Source organism: Acinetobacter sp. YH12235 (assembly GCF_013417705.1).
Taxonomy (GTDB): Bacteria; Pseudomonadota; Gammaproteobacteria; order Pseudomonadales; family Moraxellaceae; genus Acinetobacter.
In genome coordinates, this window is the sequence record NZ_VPDL01000005.1 from 1 (window position 1) to 16,420 (window position 16,420).

A 16,420-nucleotide genomic window follows, 5' to 3' on the forward strand; every position below is an offset into this window, starting at 1 on the left:
CTCATGAAATACGGTATTCTGATGTGACAAAACCTGAATCCTGGTCGTTAAAGTGTTTGTTTGCACTCATATTTTAACTGTTAGGACTCAGGTTTTTTTATTTAAAGCAAACTATGGGACAGCAGTGGAGAGTGCCCCTCTTTTAAAAAGAGGGGGCTTTTATTTTTGACTATGCGATTGAGCGAATATTTTCAGCCAATTGTGCCAGCGCTTGATCATCCGCCCTTCGAGCATCATGCGATGAAATATAGCCCTCATAAGCATCAAAATACTTATCGACTGAAGAATTAATTGGCTGCCATTTTTCATGGGTATTTTTAGTCTGATGCATTGGAAATAGCTTGGCATGCACATGATCGACACCAAATCCCTCGAACACCATTGCTGTTCGGCCAACGTCATCAAAATAACGATCCAATTTTAGGGCTACCTGCTTGGTATATAAAACCAGATTTGTCAGCACCTGGTCACTCAGTTCAAAGGCATAGCTGGAATAATGCTGTTTTGGAATCACTACGCTTGCGCCCAATGTATTGGGAAATATAGTAAGAAACGCCATAAAATCATCATTTTCATCGATTAAATGACATGGCAATTCCCCTTTTACCATTTGACAGAAAATACAATTTTTACTCATTTTAAGATCCCCTAAATTTTTATATTTTTTAAAAACTTCAATGAAATTTACTTTATTTTTTAACAATATAAATTATAAAATTATGACTCTTCAGACTGTTTAGCTTAAAAAATTCAGTTAAGTGGTTTAAACCTCAGCCACCACATTACGTCCTTTCGCTTTGGCCTTAAATAACGCCTCATCGGCCTGTTCCAGTAAAGCAATCCATGACTCTGCACCAATCGCTACCCCAATACTCACCGATACATGAATATCTTCATCAGCTGCGGTCAGAATAGAATGTTCAGCGACTTCGGTCCGGATTTTATTCGCCAGCATGAAAGCATGCTGCATCTCGATATTTTCAATCAGGACCAGAAACTCATCACCGCCATAGCGAACCAGCAGATCCGAAGCTCGAACATTGGCTTTTAAGCGTTCTGCAACCAGCTGAATAACCTGATCACCAATAATATGCCCATATTGATCATTGACCTGTTTGAAGTGATCAATATCAATAATCATCAGGCAGGTTCGCTTAAACTGGGTCGGATGCACTTCCATAAAACGGATATATTCATCGAGCGCAAAACGGTTAGCCAGTCCTGTCAGGGAATCGGAATGGGCAATATTTTTCAGTCGAAATTCTAATGCTTCACGCTCTTGCAGCATGTGCTGCAGTTTTTGAATTGCTGTAAATAAGGATTCAGTAGGCCGGTCTATTTTTAGTTTTGATTGGGCTTGCTTCCGTTCAGACCCAGTGGACAAATCAAATAAAATTTTACGTGCCCGAATTAAAGGAATAAAGATGCGTTTACGCGCAAAAATCATGGTCAAAATTGCCGTAATCAGGGAAATTCCAGATAAGGCCACCGTCCAGATCAAATGATTCAGACTATGGCGCATTTCCTTAATAGCCACATCTTTGGTGTATTGCAGTAAATAGTTCTGCAAATCAATCACTGTTGTAAATTTATCTACAATAGCTTCAGTCAGCTGGGTTCCAGTTAAATAATAAGGACGCTGCTGGCGGCTATCTTCAATCAGTCGCTCCACAATCGGTAAACCTTGCTGAATAAATTCAGTTCCGACCCGTTGATGTAAACGAATAAACTCATCAGTTTTGTCCTGAACAGGCTGTAGCGTATCAATGATATCCCAGAGGTAGCGTACCTGATGCTGGACTTGTAAGGAACGGGTAATGTTTTGCTCTGGAATGTGGGTTCCAAATGTCACATGTGCCATGACATTTGACGCTACCCGACCCGATTGATCCCTGAGATCAGATAAAAACAGGATTTCACTCATGTAATTACCCAAACGGGCAGATGGCGTAGCAGAGGCAATCACTACTCCTTTCAGAATTTTACGGCTGCTATCCCAGGCAGTAAACATGGCGAGAATAGCCTGATCCATTTCCTGTGCAGTACGTTCCGGGCGAGGTATTTGAGTATAGAGATCGACCTGCTGACGTCCATTCTGCAAGCTCGGTTTCAATTCAGATAAAAGTTGCTGGCTTAGGTGATTAAAACCAACCTGATCAAGTGCCTGAGCCGTAATTTGCATCTGTTGATCGACTTCCTGACGGTAATCGCTTAACTCCTGCTGATGTTTGGCAAATTCCTCAACCGAGCTAGACATTACTTTGTTGGCAGGTGCCCGTTCCCGGGAGATTTTATTGGCGAGATCGGTGACCTGTTGTAAGGCATAAAGCTGCTGATAGGTTTGTTTTGATTTTAAATAATGTTGACTACTATCAATAATTAAGGGAATACAAATACACAATAAACATAAAATAATGATCGACATCGACCAGTACAGATGTTTGCTGATTTTCTCAGAGCGCAAAGTATTCATCTTGATTTTTAGTCCTTCACATGAATCAAGGACTCCCCATTTAATAGTAGATAGATTATACAAATAAACGCCTACTCATCATCAATATTTCTTCCCAATTGCTTTGATTTTCAGAAGGTTTTTCTTATGTTCTTAAAGGTTTTAACTCTTTATATTTTCAGGATTTTTCATCTGTTATCACTAAAATATAAATAGGAATGAAAATTTCATAATTTAAAATATAAGAAAATTAAAAAACTCGCTTTCTGAACTATTTACACGTGCAACAATTAGGTGCATAATGCACTGCATTAGGGCGAGTTAAATTATTCCTCAGCAGATTTTTTGATTTACCCGCAAATTTTGGCGAAAAAACCTCAATTTTATATAGAAATTGAGGTTTTTTTTTGCAACTTTATAGAACGAAGCAATTTTTAAATTGAAATAATGCACCATTAAGGTGCACTTAAGAATCATCTTTGACGGCTTTCTATACTAGTTTTTCTAATCTTCTTTTATGAACTAATCCGTAGACTGATGCTTCTAAAAAATTCTGGCAAAAAAAAGCCCAACCTTGGGGAAAGCTGGGCCGATAAAAACAAAAATATGTGGAGAATCAGTCAAATTATCATGTAAAAACATGAACTCTAACCTGATTTTTTTATTATCAGTCAATTTGGTAACAATGTAAAGCACATTAATTTACTAGGATTTATGGCATATCACAATTTATAGACAAAACAGTGAAATACATCACATTATAACCCTGATTTTGTCGCTAAACCGATCAATTCTTTCATAAATTTGCTTTATATTACAGTTTTTACGCCTCTCTTAAATTCAGTGTAATAAACATGATTATTTTCATGATAAATAAATTGGTTTTTTGAATTAAAATCCACTATTCAACTTAATTAAACAATCAAAAAATCCTTTATTAATTCATTTTCCTGATTAGATGTAACAATTTATTTAGTATACAACATTGTTATTTAAGCTTTTTTCTAAAATAACTAAATTTTCTAATTAAAAGACTATTAAACAAAATCAATACAATGATTTTGTACAAAAAAATAGCGATTTCGAATTGGATTGACTTAATAAATTGTCACAATACAATACGTTCCTGTTGTACATCTTTTGTAACAAAATGGTAAATATCATGAAAAAACTCGGTTTAGCCACTGCTTTATTATTAGCCATGACCGGTGCTCAAGCATATCAATTCGAAGTTCAAGGTCAATCAGAGTTCATCGACAACACTGTAAATGACAAAGATTTCACTGGTGCTGTTCAAGGTACTTACTACTTCAAAGATGTAGACGCTTCTAAAGGCCCTTTAGCTGAAGCTGCTTTCATCAACCAGGCATCTAACGTTTCTGCTGCTTATACATATGGCGAATATGATGTAGATGCTGATGATAGAGACCAGACTTCTCATACTTTCGGTGTGAAAGGTGAAGCTTACATCCCAACTAAAGTTGTTCCTGCTTATGCAAGCGCTTCTTATAGCCATACAATTACTGATGGTAAAGGTGGCCAAAATGATGACAATGGCGACCGTTATGCATTAGAAGTAGGTGTACTCCCTATTCCTAACTTCCTGGTAGCTGTAGGTTACACAAGCGTTGCAGACCAAACTTCTTATGACGCTTTCAATATGTTCAACAACGGCGTTGCTAAAGCTGCTCTTGAGTCTCGCACAATCGATGAAGACCAAGATGCAATCACTGCTCGTACTAAATATGTAGGCGCAATTGACGGCACTAACATGTCACTTGGCTTCGAAAGCGGCTTGGTTTATGGTGAAGATACTGCTTACAACCTAGGTACTACTTTGTACATCAACCCTAAATTAAGCGTTGGTGCATCTTATATGGAATCTAGCTACGCTAACTCTCCAGACAAAGCTTGGGGCGCAAACGTAAACTACTTCATCACTCCAGCAGTTGCTGTAGGTGCTAGTTATGTGAACTCAAACTACGAAGCAAATCTTGCTCAAAATGCTGTAGTTCGTGATACACAAACTGTAGGCTTAAATGCTAAATTCCGTTTCTAATTTCTGAATTAGTGACTGAATAAAAAAAGGACGCATCAGCGTCCTTTTTTATTGGATCAAATATTTATTCTGGAGAACGGACCAGACTTAAAAAGTGCAGATGACGTTCATATTGGTCAATGATGTCCTGGATTAAATCTTCCTGAGTCCATTCCATCACATCATAATTTTGCCCCCCTTCCCTTAAAAAGACTTCTGCCTGATAAGATTGCGGAGAATCTGCATCCGGCATAAAGCTCGGTGCTAAAGTCTGGGTAGCAATGACCTGATAAATAAAGTTCATTTCATTCTGATGATCGACACGTAACTCGATCCCATCTTCCAGTTTAAAGATTTTCACCTGGATGTGACGACGTTTCAGTTCAACCTGAAAACTGTTAAAAGCTTTGCTGACCATCGTATCAATATAATCACGTACTTCATCATGCGTATGCGGATAATGCATAATTAAACCGAGTCGCTGTTGCCAGCTACGCGGGTTCTGAATGGCCCGCGGGGTAATACGTGCAGCTTGTAGCGCATGCATTTTCGTTACATCCAGATGCAGGGCCTTAATCAGTCCCCAGCAAATCAGCAGCATAATAAATGTAAACGGCAAGGCACTCATAATCGTAGCCGACTGCAAGGCTTCCAGCCCACCTGCCAGTAACAGAATGATGGCCAATAAAGCCATTAACACGGTCCAGAACAGACGCTGCCAAGTCGGTGAATTCTCGGTTTTCGCCGTGAGATAATCCGTGACTAATGATCCAGAATCTGCTGAAGTGACAAAGAACAGGATAACCAATACCGTAGCAATAATACTGGTGACTGAATTAAATGGCAGATTACCTAAAAATTCGAACAGCGCTACAGAGGAGTCACGTTGTACTGCCTCAAGCAGATTAGTATTGGCTTCATGCATGATACTGAATAATGCAGCATTGCCCATAAAGCCCATCCAGATTAAGGTAAATCCGGTAGGAATCAGTAGAACCCCCACAATGAACTCACGGATACTGCGGCCTTCGGATACTCGGGCAATAAACATCCCGACAAATGGCGACCAGGAAATCCACCAGGCCCAATACATAATGGTCCAGCCACCAATCCAGCCACTAGGCTGATAAGCATACAGATTAAAGGTCATACTGAACAGGTTTGCAACATACTGGCCAGAGTTTTGAATGGTGGTCTGCAGAAGATAGATGCTTGGACCGGTAACAAAAACAAAGATGAGTAGCAGTAAGGCAAGCAGCAGATTCAGTTCAGCTAGGCGTTTGATGCCCTTATCCAAACCAAAAAATACGGACATTGATGCCATTACAGTGACGGCAATAATCAAAATGACCTGAGTACTGGGGGTCTGCTCAACTCCAAATAGGTAATTCAGACCCGAATTAATCTGAGTCACCCCAAAACCTAAAGTTGTCGCAACCCCAAATACTGTCCCTAAGGTGGCAAAAGTATCTACCCCGTCTCCGATCGGGCCATGAATCCGGTTACCGATCAATGGATATAAGGCGGAGCGAACTTTTAAAGGCAGGTTATGTCGATACGCAAAATAGGCCAATGACAGACCCACAATGGTGTAAATCGCCCAGGCATGCAGGCCCCAGTGGAAGAAGGTCACGCGAATAGCCTGCTGTGCGGCCAGTACAGTTTCCGGGTCACCAGCAGGCGGTGTGACATAGTGCATAACCGGTTCGGCAACACCGAAAAACATCAGGCCGATCCCCATTCCTGCGGTAAACAGCATGGCAAACCAGGATGCCTGGCTGTATTTTGGCTGGCTATGGTCGGGCCCGAGTTTGATTTTCCCCATATCAGACAGGGCAATATAAATCAGAACAATCAGGAAGATCGCCACGGAGAGGACATAAAACCAGCTAAATGAAGTGGTAATCCACGCATTCATTTGCTTGGTCAACAGGTCGAATGAATCAGGTGCCAGTATTACCAGTCCCAAAAAAATGGCGATAATCACCACTGTACTAATAAAGACATTCGGATTGATATTGGCAAACCAGGATGAAGGTTTGGAAGGCATAGATCCCCCATTTTTTTAATAGATTGAATGCCGGGAGGCTTGAATCATTATTGATAAGTAAAAACATTCTGATCGAGAGAATTACGATCAAAGATACGTTTTGGACCTTAAGATTTTAAAATATTCAGGAAAATAAAGCCGTTAAGTTACTGTAACCAAGCTATGCAGCTCTGTACGTTCTATTCCTCAGGCTTTCTATGCTTATGTTGTATATGAGTCTGTTTAGGAAGATGGGAAATATACTGTAAGGCAATCAGACGGGAAACAATCAAGGCCAGATACATTACCCCGACAAACATTTGGATAATGGCAAGCATCCGTGCGACCGGGCTGACCGGCATCACATCAGATAATCCTGTAGCAGACTGTACACTAAAGCTCAGAAAGAGCAGATCCAGCCACGGCTGATAAGCTTTTAGATCTGGGTCCGAAAAGCTGTAAGGTACCCATAACTGGCAAATGCTATAGAGAAAAGCAAAGCCCCAAGCCAGCAATGTGAAAACTGCTCCCGCTGCAAATAGTTCGTCTTTGGTCAGATAACGGTCATGAAACATATAACGTAACAGGCCATACGCTGCACTGAAGTAGGCACTGGCTTCAAACAGATGCGCGACGATCATGATCCAGGTATAGCGCAGCCCCAACACAATTAATGACGAAAAGAAGATGGCCCCTGCGACAAAGATGAGTCCCAGAATGGTAAACATCGGAGTCTGACGAATTACCTTGGCAATCACCAGCAAGACCACCACTCCCAGCATCCATGTACCCGCGCGATAAGAAACGCTGTCATAACTCAGCATCGACAGAATCAGAATCAGTAACTGCAGGCATAGCAGCCAGGCAGAAGGCAGATACTTAAAATGGGTCCAGAATCGTAGCAGGGAGTGCTTCATGAGATTTGTCTTGATGTCCTGTCGAGCATCATTATTGTTATCGCTGGCTTAACATAGCATGATCTGTCGAATGGATAGAAACAGGATTGTATAAAAATCATTGAAATCTCAGTTAAAAATAGCTGTATTTAATTTTAGATAACCTATCCCAAAGTATTTCATTGGGTAGCTCAGGTATTTTATCGCTATAAAAAAAGCCCCCATCAGGAGGCTTTTTTAGGACATCAGATCTTAGTGATCAGATGCACCTGAGATTCCAATACCTGTTTGTGAGCGAACAAACTGTGCATCGAAAGCTTTGCGTTCTGCTTGTGCTTTCACTGAGCGGTCTGTGATGGAGAAGAACCAGCAGCAGAAGAAAGACAGTGGCATTGCAAATAATGCAGGACCATTAAATGGAACGACTGGTGTATCTGAAATCGCGAAAGTATCTACCCAAACGGCTTTAGACAGTACGATCAGTACTACTGCAGTCACCAAACCAACCACGCCACCAATGACAGCACCACGTGTGGTCAGGCCTTTCCAGAACATAGACAGAACCAGTACCGGGAAGTTGGCACATGCGGCTACCGAGAATGCCAGACCCACCATGAAGGCAACGTTTTGCTTCTCGAACAGGATTCCCAGAATCATCGCAAAGATAGCAAGACCAAGAGTTGCAATTTTAGACATGCGCAGTTCAGATTCAGGTGTAGTACGGCCTTTCTTGAATACGTTTGCATACAAGTCATGTGAAATTGCTGAAGCACCTGACAAGGTCAAACCTGCAACTACCGCAAGAATGGTTGCGAATGCCACTGCAGAAATGAAGCCCATGAACAGGTCACCACCCACAGCATCTGCCAGGTGAACCGCGGCCATGTTGTTACCGCCCACCAGCTCTAGCTTGCCTGTGATTGCCATTTTTGCAATGTCCAGGAACTGCGGGTTGTTCGCTACGTATAGAATCGCACCGAAACCGATAATGAAGGTTAACAGGTAGAAGTAACCGATAAAGCCTGTTGCAACCACCACTGATTTACGTGCTTCTTTGGCATCTTTTACTGTAAAGAAACGCATCAGGATATGTGGCAGACCTGCTGTACCAAACATCAGCGCCAGACCAAGAGAAATCGCATCGACCGGATTCGAAGCGAGATTACCCGGACCCATAATCTTGGTTGCATCTGCAAGGCTCAAGTCATGTACTTTAGAGTAAACCTGAATCGATTGTTCAAACATATTGGTAAAGCTGAAACCTACGCCCTTCATTACCATGAAAGCCATAAATGTCGCACCAGACAACAGCATTACTGCTTTAATGATCTGTACCCAAGTGGTCGCTAGCATGCCACCGAAGATTACGTAAGCCATCATCAACAGGCCAACAATCACCACAGCAATATTGTAGTTCAGACCGAAGAGTAACTTGATCAACTGACCTGCACCTACCATCTGTGCGATCAGGTAAAACGCAACCACAACCAGTGAACTTAATGCAGCTAGAGTACGCACCGGTTTTTCTTCCAGACGGAACGACACTACATCAGACAGGTTAAATTTACCCAGGTTACGCAAACGTTCTGCCACCAGGAATAAAACGATTGGCCAACCCACCATAAAGCCTAGTGAGTACAGCAATCCGTCAAAACCGGACAGGAATACCATCGCGGAAATACCGAGGAAAGATGCTGCAGACATGAAGTCACCAGCAATGGCCAGACCGTTCTGGAAGCCAGAAATCCCGCCGCCGGCAGTATAGAAATCATTAGTATTTGTGGTTTGTTTGGCAGCCCATTTGGTAATAAATAAGGTTGCTCCAACGAAAATCACAAACATGATAATCGCGTGCCAGTTGGTCGCTTGCTGCTCCGCAGCACCCAGATCTGGTCCAGCAAATGCCATTGCCGAGCTGAGCAAGGTCAGCGCTGCAGCAGCAAGCGCTTGATATGAAATCCCTTTCATCTTAGTGTTGCCCCTTTTCTTTTGTAATCGCTTCCACTTCCTGAATTGCTTCTCTGTTCAGCTGATCAAGTTTGTTATTGGCAATGTAGGAATACACCCAGCACAATATAAAAGACAAAATAATGATACCGATACCTAGAGGTACACCCCAGGTCGTTACACCGCCAGAAATTGAAGACAATAGAAATTCTTTGTTGTAGCCAACAAGCAACATGAAACCGACATAGACAAATAGCATGATGCCGGTTAAGGTCCAGCTCAGCGTACTTTTTCTACGTACCATTTCTTTGAATTTGGGATTCTGTAGAATTCTTTCTACTTGGGCCTCATCCATAGTTACACTCCTGTAGCCCCACCATGGGCTTACTATTTTTTAATTCGAATTATCACTGTTGCAAAATAACAACATTTAGAATGACTTGTAATTTAGACTTTGGTCGTTAAAAAATGATCAATTTAAACTGCTGAGTGCATGATGCGGTATCATAGCGTCATGCACAGTACACATCAGGCTATATGAACAGTTGGCTCATCATAGGGGTGCTCGCCCTCTATATCACTTTACTCTTTACTTGCGCTTTCTATGGGGAAAAACATGCCAGCCGGCTGAGTACCCGTGGCCGCATGCTATTGTTTAGTTTAACTTTAGGCGTCTACTGTTCTTCCTGGACATTTTATGGCGCGACCGGTGCTGCGGTTCGTGAAGGAATTATTTTCCTGCCGATCTATCTTGGTCCCCTGCTCTTTGTCGCGATTGGTTACGATATCTGGCGCCGTCTGGGACGGGTACGCCAGCATCATGCGATTTCCTCTATCGCCGACTTCGTCGCTGCACGTTATGGTAAGAGTGGGCCTCTGGCTTCGCTGGTCACCATTCTGGCGGTGATTGCCATCATTCCCTATCTGGCTTTGCAGTTACGTGCAATTGCCTTGAGTGCGGCGGTCATTCTGGAACCTTCAGCCGGGATTGCCAGTACCACCAATAGCGTACTGTTCCTGACTGGCGTCCTGGCGATTCTGGCGATGATTTTCGGTACCCGGCAGATTGCCAACACCGAACAGCATGGCGGTCTGATGCTGGCTGTCGCCTTTGAGTCTTTTGTTAAGTTATTTGCCTTGCTGGCCGTAGCTTGTTTCTTTATTTTTGAAGCACCAGAAAATCTGCCTCAGATCAGTAGCGATATTCAGTCAACCTTCCATGATGTACAGCTGTTTGGCGTACCGGAAAGTTTCTGGGTACAGACCCTGTTGGCTGCACTGGCGATTATCTGCTTGCCACGTCAATTCCACGTAGCAGTGGTTGAATTACGGGATGAAAAACATATCCGTGGTGCACGTCGCTGGTTTGCCATTTATCTGATTCTGACCACACTGGCAATTATCCCGATTGCCAGCTGGGCACTGCATGCGGCTCCCCAATATTTAGCGATTCCAGATGTCGCGGTACTGTCTTTACCGCTTAGCTATAATCAGGACTGGCTGACCTTATTGGCCTTCTTAGGCGGTTTCTCGGCTTCGACTGGTATGTTACTGGTGTCTTCAGTCGCCCTGTCGATCATGCTGAGTAATGACCTGATCATGCCAGCGCTCTGGCGGTTAAACCTGATCTCACGGCATGACAAGCGTTTACCACTGGTACTGAAATTTACCCGCCGGATCTGTATCCTAGCCGTGATGTTGATGGGCTTTCTGTTCTTCAACTTTTTTAATGATATTGACCAGCTCTCAGTCTTTGGTCTGCTGGCCTTTAGTGCCGTGGCACAATTCGCCCCTGCCCTGATTGGTGGTCTGTATTGGCGTGGCGGGAGTAAGCAAGGTGTATATGCTGGCCTGCTGACCGGTTTCGCTTTATGGTCGTATACCCTGCTATTACCAACGATTTTGCGCAGCCTGCCAGAAGCCTATCAGCAGTTCAGCCAGAGTTTTCTGGAACAGGGTCCTTTGGGCTGGAACTGGTTACGTCCTGAAGCCCTGATCGGTTTCGAATCTTTTGATCCTTTAACGCATGGTGTGGTCTGGGCACTAGGTCTGAACACATTCCTATATATCTGGGTTTCCCGGATGTTCCGTCCAAGTGTGGCTGAACAGATTCAGGCGGAAAGTTTCTTCTACTATGAAACCAAGCCGCTTCCTTCTCAAAGTCCATCTACTGATGTCAGCTACTCGCATCAGGATGTGGCCCGTTTAAAAGTTGGTGACCTGATTACGCTGGCCAAGCGCATTACCGGTGAAGGTCCAACCATGCAGGCCTTCCAGCAGTTCTGTGCTCAAAATAGTGTGGAACTGAATGAAAATAGCAGTGCCAATGGCATGTGGTGGCGTTTTACTGAGCAGTATCTGGCCGGTACCATTGGTGCAGCCTCGGCACGTACCCTGCTGACTACCGCGATGGTGAATAATGGCCTGGCCCTCGGTCAGGTGGCGAATATTCTGGATCAGGCCTCACAATGGCAGCGTTTTAACCAGAACCTGATCATGACCATGATCGACCATATGACCCAAGGGGTGAGTGTGGTTGATGAAAATATGTGTCTGGTCGCCTGGAACAACCAATACCTGAAACTGTTCGACTATCCAAAAGATATTGTTTATGTCGGCTGTCCAATCGCTGACCTAATCCGTTATAACGCTGAACGCGGTGAATGCGGTCCGGGCTCGGTCGAAGAACATGTGCGTAAACGGATTCACTGGATGCAGGTCGGCAGTGCGCATGAATTTGAACGGATCCGTAAAGATGGCCGCGTGATTCAGATGCGGGGTAACCCAATTGAAGGCGGTGGTTTCGTGACGACCTTTGCCGATATTACTGCCTTCCGTGAAAATGAAGCATTACTGGAAGCCCGGGTTCAGGATCGTACCCAGCAGCTCGCTGATGCCCTGTCTGAACAGCAACTGGCGCGTGAACAAGCCGACAAAGCCAATATGTCCAAGAGCCGCTTTATTGCTGCCGCCAGTCATGACCTGTTACAGCCAATGCATGCTGCACGTCTGTTCAGTACGGCGCTGGAGCAAAGTGTACAAAGCGAAGAAGATCGCAAGACCCTGCAGCAACTGGATCGTGCCCTGCATGGGGCAGAAAGCATGCTCTCAGCTCTGCTGGATATTGCCCGACTGGAGGGCGGTACGATTCAGCCGAAACGCCAGGCTTATCCACTGCATGATTTATTAAGTGATCTGGAACTGCAATTCAAATCCATTGCGGCACAACGTGGCATCAAACTGCGAGTGCATGATGCCCAGTTCTGGATTGACACCGATCCACAATGGATTCGCCGGATTATCCAGAACTTTGTCAGCAATGCCCTACGTTATACCGCCAAAGGTAAGGTCGTGGTCGGTGTACTGCGTTCTAGCAACCGGCCAAATCATATCCGGATCGGGGTTTGGGATACCGGTCCCGGTATTGCTGAAGAACAGCGGATCAAGCTGTTCCAGGAATTCGAGCGTTGTGGCCATACTTCGCCTTGGGGTGAACAGGGTCTGGGGCTTGGTCTCGCCATCGTGCAACGTATGACTGGTCTATTGGATTATCCAGTTCATGTTTCTTCCGAGCTGGGCAAAGGTTCCTGCTTCATGATTGAAGTGCCACTGACCGCAGCACCGAAAGTCGTTGCCGCCCCTGTTCAGGCTGTGCCGTTGAAGTCCAAGGCCTTTAAGATTCTATGTCTGGACAATGATGAAACCATTCTGGAAGGCATGTCGACCTTATTGACCAAATGGGGTTATCAGGTCTTTAAAGCCACCGAACCAGAACAGGCCGCCGAGATGATTCAGCAGGAAAATATTCAGGTCTGGCTGGTCGATCAGCATTTAAACCAGGACAAGATCGGTCTGGACTTTATTCTGGAACATCGTAGTAGTGATATTCCGGTGGCATTGATTACCGCAGATTCTGATCCGGAACTGCCACAGCGCCTGAAGGATTTAAATATTGTCCTGCTGAAAAAACCGTTGAAGCCTGCTTCACTCCGTTCCTGGTTATCCGGTCTGAAAATCTCAGGTAGCTAGAACTTTTTATTTTCATCTCAATGCCCATTTTAATGATTTAAAGTGGGCATTTTTTATACCAAACAAATACCTTTCTTTACCTGACTGGCAAAAAAATCAGGCCAATGTGCTAAAAGCACCAAATTTCACATAATTCCTGCTGATAAATTGCTCAAAATTATCATTTCAGCATTCTCTATGGCAAAAGCCACCAATTCTATTAATATACATGTGTACACCTAGTTACAATTATTTAAGTTGTTGTTTTAAATTAATTTTTAATCCTATTTTATGGCAGATAGAACTTTGGTCGTATTTTTAATACAACAAGCTTAGTTCTAAAAATAGACAATATAAGAAACGATCAGTTTCCATCTGACAATGCCTAAATCCTTTTGGCAGCTGGTCTATTTGCACTGCTAGATAGGAGTTATAAAAATGAAACTCGATGAATCAATTGCTCAGCTTCCCGCACAGACTCAGCAATTCCATCGCCAATATGGTGCTAATGCCTTATTACCCAGCATCGACTGGGCACAAATGTTTAAATACAGCAAACTCGACGATACCCAGATTCAGGCACTCGAAACCCTATATCAGCATGCAGTTCCTTTAGCTCTGCAAGTTTTTGATGAACTGCATTTTGATGTCTTTGAACCTTATGCCTATAAACCGCAAGGTTTAGGTCTATTTGAACGTCTGGCTGAACAGGAAAATAAGCTAATTGAATCTCTGGAAGCAGAAGCCGAAGATTTACCAGCAAAAACCCGTCATCAGATCTGGAGTATGCTGCTGCGTGGTGGCGCTGTTCTGGTCTTTAAAGCGTGGCTCGGTAAAGTAAAGAATGAAGAAGATTGTCTGGACACGACCCAATTTGATGAACTCTCTGATCTGCTCTTTATCAAAACTTGCCCGCATGAACTGGCAGAGCACCTACAGGTCGATCCGAATAGCACAGACGAGCATGTGTTCCTGATGTATGAGGATGAGGTTTATCTGGACCGTTTCAATAGTCTGGAAACCGCTGCCCTGTTTGTTGATCTTGGTGTTTATGATGCGACTTTCCTGAGTCTGCGTGATGACCGCGTGGCAGAATATCTGATCTCCAAAGGCTATGTCACTCAAGAACAAATTGATGAATTGCAATCCGCACTGAATCCCATGTTCTGTACTGATGTTACCCAAAAACAGGATTATATTGCTTAATCCGCAATATTCTCTCAATAAAAAAGACCTCCTCTGAGGTCTTTTTTATTATGTAAGCTGCATCATTTACATTTTCTTTTCTTCAATATTCAAGGCATTAATAGCAAGCACGGCTTGGGTACGGTTTTGTACACCCAGCTTACGGAAGATTGCTGTCACGTGCGCTTTAATGGTGGCTTCTGAAACATCCAGTTCATAAGCAATCTGTTTGTTCAGCAAGCCTTCGGCTACCATCATCAAGACACGGAACTGTTGTGGTGTTAAAGACTGAATCCGTTCTGCCAATGCAGTTTCATCTGCAGCACGCGGATCGAAGTTCATGTTGGCTGGCAGATTGGGTGGTAACCAGATTTCCCCTTCGAGGACTTCGCGAATTGCTTCACCAATATGGCTTGGATGTGCCGATTTTGGAATATAGCCCATCGCACCATGTGCAATCGCACGCTGGATAATGCTGGCTTCTTCGTGAGCAGAAACGACAATAATTGGAATCGAAGGATATTGGGCGCGAACGTGGACCAGAGCAGAAAAGCCCGATGCACCTGGCAGGTTTAAATCCAGAAGGACAAGATCAGGCTCAGGACCATTTTCTAGACGTTCATAAAATTCATTGACTGCTGCAGTTTCATGAATCTGCGCTTGTGGCAGACTATAACGAACAGCTTGGATCAGAGCATGACGAAACAGTGGATGATCATCAACGATTAAAATATTCATAGGACGTGAGAGAGATCTTGTGCACAGTAGCTCCTATTCTAACCACACAAGCCAGTTTATGGATATGCAAGATCACCAATTTTTTAAATAATGTGGAGTTTTTCTTTAATTTTTTTAAATTTTGGCTTATTTCAATAATTCTTTAATTCTCATCACTTTTTTATATATGATTTATTCCTATTATGCATAGCTTATCTTTATTCAATATAAATATAGTTATCAGTTATTTATCCAGCTCTCTATGTTTTAGAAGCAAATTTTCCGCTTATATAGAAAAATCAGATAACTTTTCAGCATTTCGTTATTTTACACCTACTGCGGCAATCGGGATTAATAGGGTCATTCCGAGCTTAACCATTTTTAGGTACTTCACATGTCCCATTTTTCCGAGCAAAAACCTTTAAACATCGTGGCTGTTTCTGGTGGCCTGAATCACCCATCTAAAACCGAAGCACTGGTTCAAGCCATTCTGGATGAACTGGGTGAAGCGACGCCAATCAATGTACATTTCATCAAGTTCAGTGAAATTGGCCAGCTTTTAGGTGGTGCAATTTACCGTAACCAGCTACCGCAACGCGTGCAGGATGATTTGGCAGCTGTTGAAGCAGCAGATGCCCTGATTGTCGGTACGCCTGTTTACCGCGCTTCATTTACGGGCCTGTTCAAGCATTTCTTTGACTTCGTAGAACAAACGGCGCTGGTAGATGTACCGGTTCTTTTAGCAGCTTCTGGTGGTAGTGACCGTCATGCGCTGGTTCTTGAACACCAATTACGCCCATTGTTCAGCTTCTTCCAGGCACAAACCTTACCAATCGGGGTATATGCCACAGATCGTGACTTTACGCCTGAATATACTATTCACAGCGAATTACTTCGTGCCCGTATTACCCTGGCAGTGGCTCGTGCCCTACCAATCCTTGAATGGGCGCCAGCAAAGGGGCAGCGTGCTGAGGTCATTAAAGAAAAATCTCAGCAAGCCAACCAGAGCCTAGGCATCAACAAGCAAATCGAACAGGAAGAAGTTTTACCTTCAGCTGCAGTGCCAAGCCTGGATGCCGCAGAATCCCGTTTGCACAGCAAGAAAGTGCCAAAGACTCAAGTGGCTTAATGGCCACTTCATTCAGAGG

General features: G+C 43.6%; 11 protein-coding genes. 4 read left to right on the forward strand and 7 right to left on the reverse strand.

Annotated elements, in window-relative coordinates; all coding sequences use genetic code 11:
- Positions 1–169 precede the first annotated feature (169 nt).
- A complete protein-coding gene (locus tag FTV13_RS03760) occupies positions 170–637 on the reverse strand; it encodes an HIT family protein (RefSeq protein ID WP_166139514.1) in 468 nt (155 codons plus the stop codon).
- Between the two features lie 126 nt (positions 638–763).
- Positions 764–2,473 (reverse strand): GGDEF domain-containing protein, encoded by a 1,710-nt coding sequence (locus FTV13_RS03765; protein ID WP_179991935.1) that lies wholly within the window; start codon positions 2,471–2,473, stop codon positions 764–766.
- Positions 2,474–3,614: 1,141 nt separating this feature from the next.
- Here FTV13_RS03765 and omp33-36 point away from each other — a divergent pair.
- Positions 3,615–4,511 carry a porin Omp33-36 gene (gene omp33-36, locus FTV13_RS03770; protein WP_005232638.1) on the forward strand — a complete coding sequence of 299 codons (897 nt, stop codon included), beginning with the start codon at positions 3,615–3,617 and terminating at the stop codon, positions 4,509–4,511.
- Between the two features lie 64 nt (positions 4,512–4,575).
- Here omp33-36 and FTV13_RS03775 read toward each other — a convergent pair whose 3' ends face one another.
- From FTV13_RS03775 to FTV13_RS03790, 4 genes are all read right to left on the reverse strand, one after another.
- Positions 4,576–6,540 carry a choline BCCT transporter BetT gene (locus tag FTV13_RS03775; protein ID WP_180011053.1) on the reverse strand — a complete coding sequence of 655 codons (1,965 nt, stop codon included), beginning with the start codon at positions 6,538–6,540 and terminating at the stop codon, positions 4,576–4,578.
- 179 nt (positions 6,541–6,719) lie between these two features.
- Positions 6,720–7,436: an ion channel gene (locus tag FTV13_RS03780; protein WP_159123809.1), complete on the reverse strand. Its 717-nt coding sequence runs from the start codon at positions 7,434–7,436 to the stop codon at positions 6,720–6,722.
- A 231-nt stretch (positions 7,437–7,667) separates the two neighbouring features.
- Positions 7,668–9,383, reverse strand: a complete 1,716-nt coding sequence (locus FTV13_RS03785) for a cation acetate symporter (protein ID WP_180011055.1) — start codon at positions 9,381–9,383, stop codon at positions 7,668–7,670.
- Between the two features lies 1 nt (position 9,384).
- Positions 9,385–9,717 carry a DUF485 domain-containing protein gene (locus FTV13_RS03790; protein WP_004781535.1) on the reverse strand — a complete coding sequence of 111 codons (333 nt, stop codon included), beginning with the start codon at positions 9,715–9,717 and terminating at the stop codon, positions 9,385–9,387.
- 182 nt (positions 9,718–9,899) lie between these two features.
- Here FTV13_RS03790 and FTV13_RS03795 point away from each other — a divergent pair, with 182 nt between their 5' ends.
- Positions 9,900–13,391, forward strand: a complete 3,492-nt coding sequence (locus FTV13_RS03795; RefSeq protein WP_159123807.1) for a PAS domain-containing hybrid sensor histidine kinase/response regulator — start codon at positions 9,900–9,902, stop codon at positions 13,389–13,391.
- A gap of 417 nt (positions 13,392–13,808) precedes the next feature.
- Positions 13,809–14,576: a hypothetical protein gene (locus tag FTV13_RS03800; protein WP_005232645.1), complete on the forward strand. Its 768-nt coding sequence runs from the start codon at positions 13,809–13,811 to the stop codon at positions 14,574–14,576.
- A 66-nt stretch (positions 14,577–14,642) separates the two neighbouring features.
- Here FTV13_RS03800 and FTV13_RS03805 read toward each other — a convergent pair whose 3' ends face one another.
- On the reverse strand, positions 14,643–15,293 hold the full coding sequence (locus FTV13_RS03805; RefSeq protein ID WP_004781530.1) for a response regulator transcription factor: 651 nt from the start codon (positions 15,291–15,293) through the stop codon (positions 14,643–14,645).
- A gap of 373 nt (positions 15,294–15,666) precedes the next feature.
- On the opposite strand from FTV13_RS03805, the gene msuE reads away from it, so the two are divergent.
- On the forward strand, positions 15,667–16,401 hold the full coding sequence (msuE, locus tag FTV13_RS03810) for an FMN reductase (RefSeq protein ID WP_166139499.1): 735 nt from the start codon (positions 15,667–15,669) through the stop codon (positions 16,399–16,401).
- Positions 16,402–16,420: the final 19 nt, after the last annotated feature.

Bases quoted from the DNA above. Each gene is read 5' to 3' on its own strand.
- FTV13_RS03760 (WP_166139514.1), bottom strand. From the start codon at position 637: ATGAGTAAAAATTGTATTTTCTGTCAAATGGTAAAAGGGGAATTGCCA.
- FTV13_RS03765 (WP_179991935.1), bottom strand. From the start codon at position 2,473: ATGAATACTTTGCGCTCTGAGAAAATCAGCAAACATCTGTACTGGTCG.
- omp33-36 (WP_005232638.1), top strand. From the start codon at position 3,615: ATGAAAAAACTCGGTTTAGCCACTGCTTTATTATTAGCCATGACCGGT.
- FTV13_RS03775 (WP_180011053.1), bottom strand. From the start codon at position 6,540: ATGCCTTCCAAACCTTCATCCTGGTTTGCCAATATCAATCCGAATGTC.
- FTV13_RS03780 (WP_159123809.1), bottom strand. From the start codon at position 7,436: ATGAAGCACTCCCTGCTACGATTCTGGACCCATTTTAAGTATCTGCCT.
- FTV13_RS03785 (WP_180011055.1), bottom strand. From the start codon at position 9,383: ATGAAAGGGATTTCATATCAAGCGCTTGCTGCTGCAGCGCTGACCTTG.
- FTV13_RS03790 (WP_004781535.1), bottom strand. From the start codon at position 9,717: ATGGATGAGGCCCAAGTAGAAAGAATTCTACAGAATCCCAAATTCAAA.
- FTV13_RS03795 (WP_159123807.1), top strand. From the start codon at position 9,900: ATGAACAGTTGGCTCATCATAGGGGTGCTCGCCCTCTATATCACTTTA.
- FTV13_RS03800 (WP_005232645.1), top strand. From the start codon at position 13,809: ATGAAACTCGATGAATCAATTGCTCAGCTTCCCGCACAGACTCAGCAA.
- FTV13_RS03805 (WP_004781530.1), bottom strand. From the start codon at position 15,293: ATGAATATTTTAATCGTTGATGATCATCCACTGTTTCGTCATGCTCTG.
- msuE (WP_166139499.1), top strand. From the start codon at position 15,667: ATGTCCCATTTTTCCGAGCAAAAACCTTTAAACATCGTGGCTGTTTCT.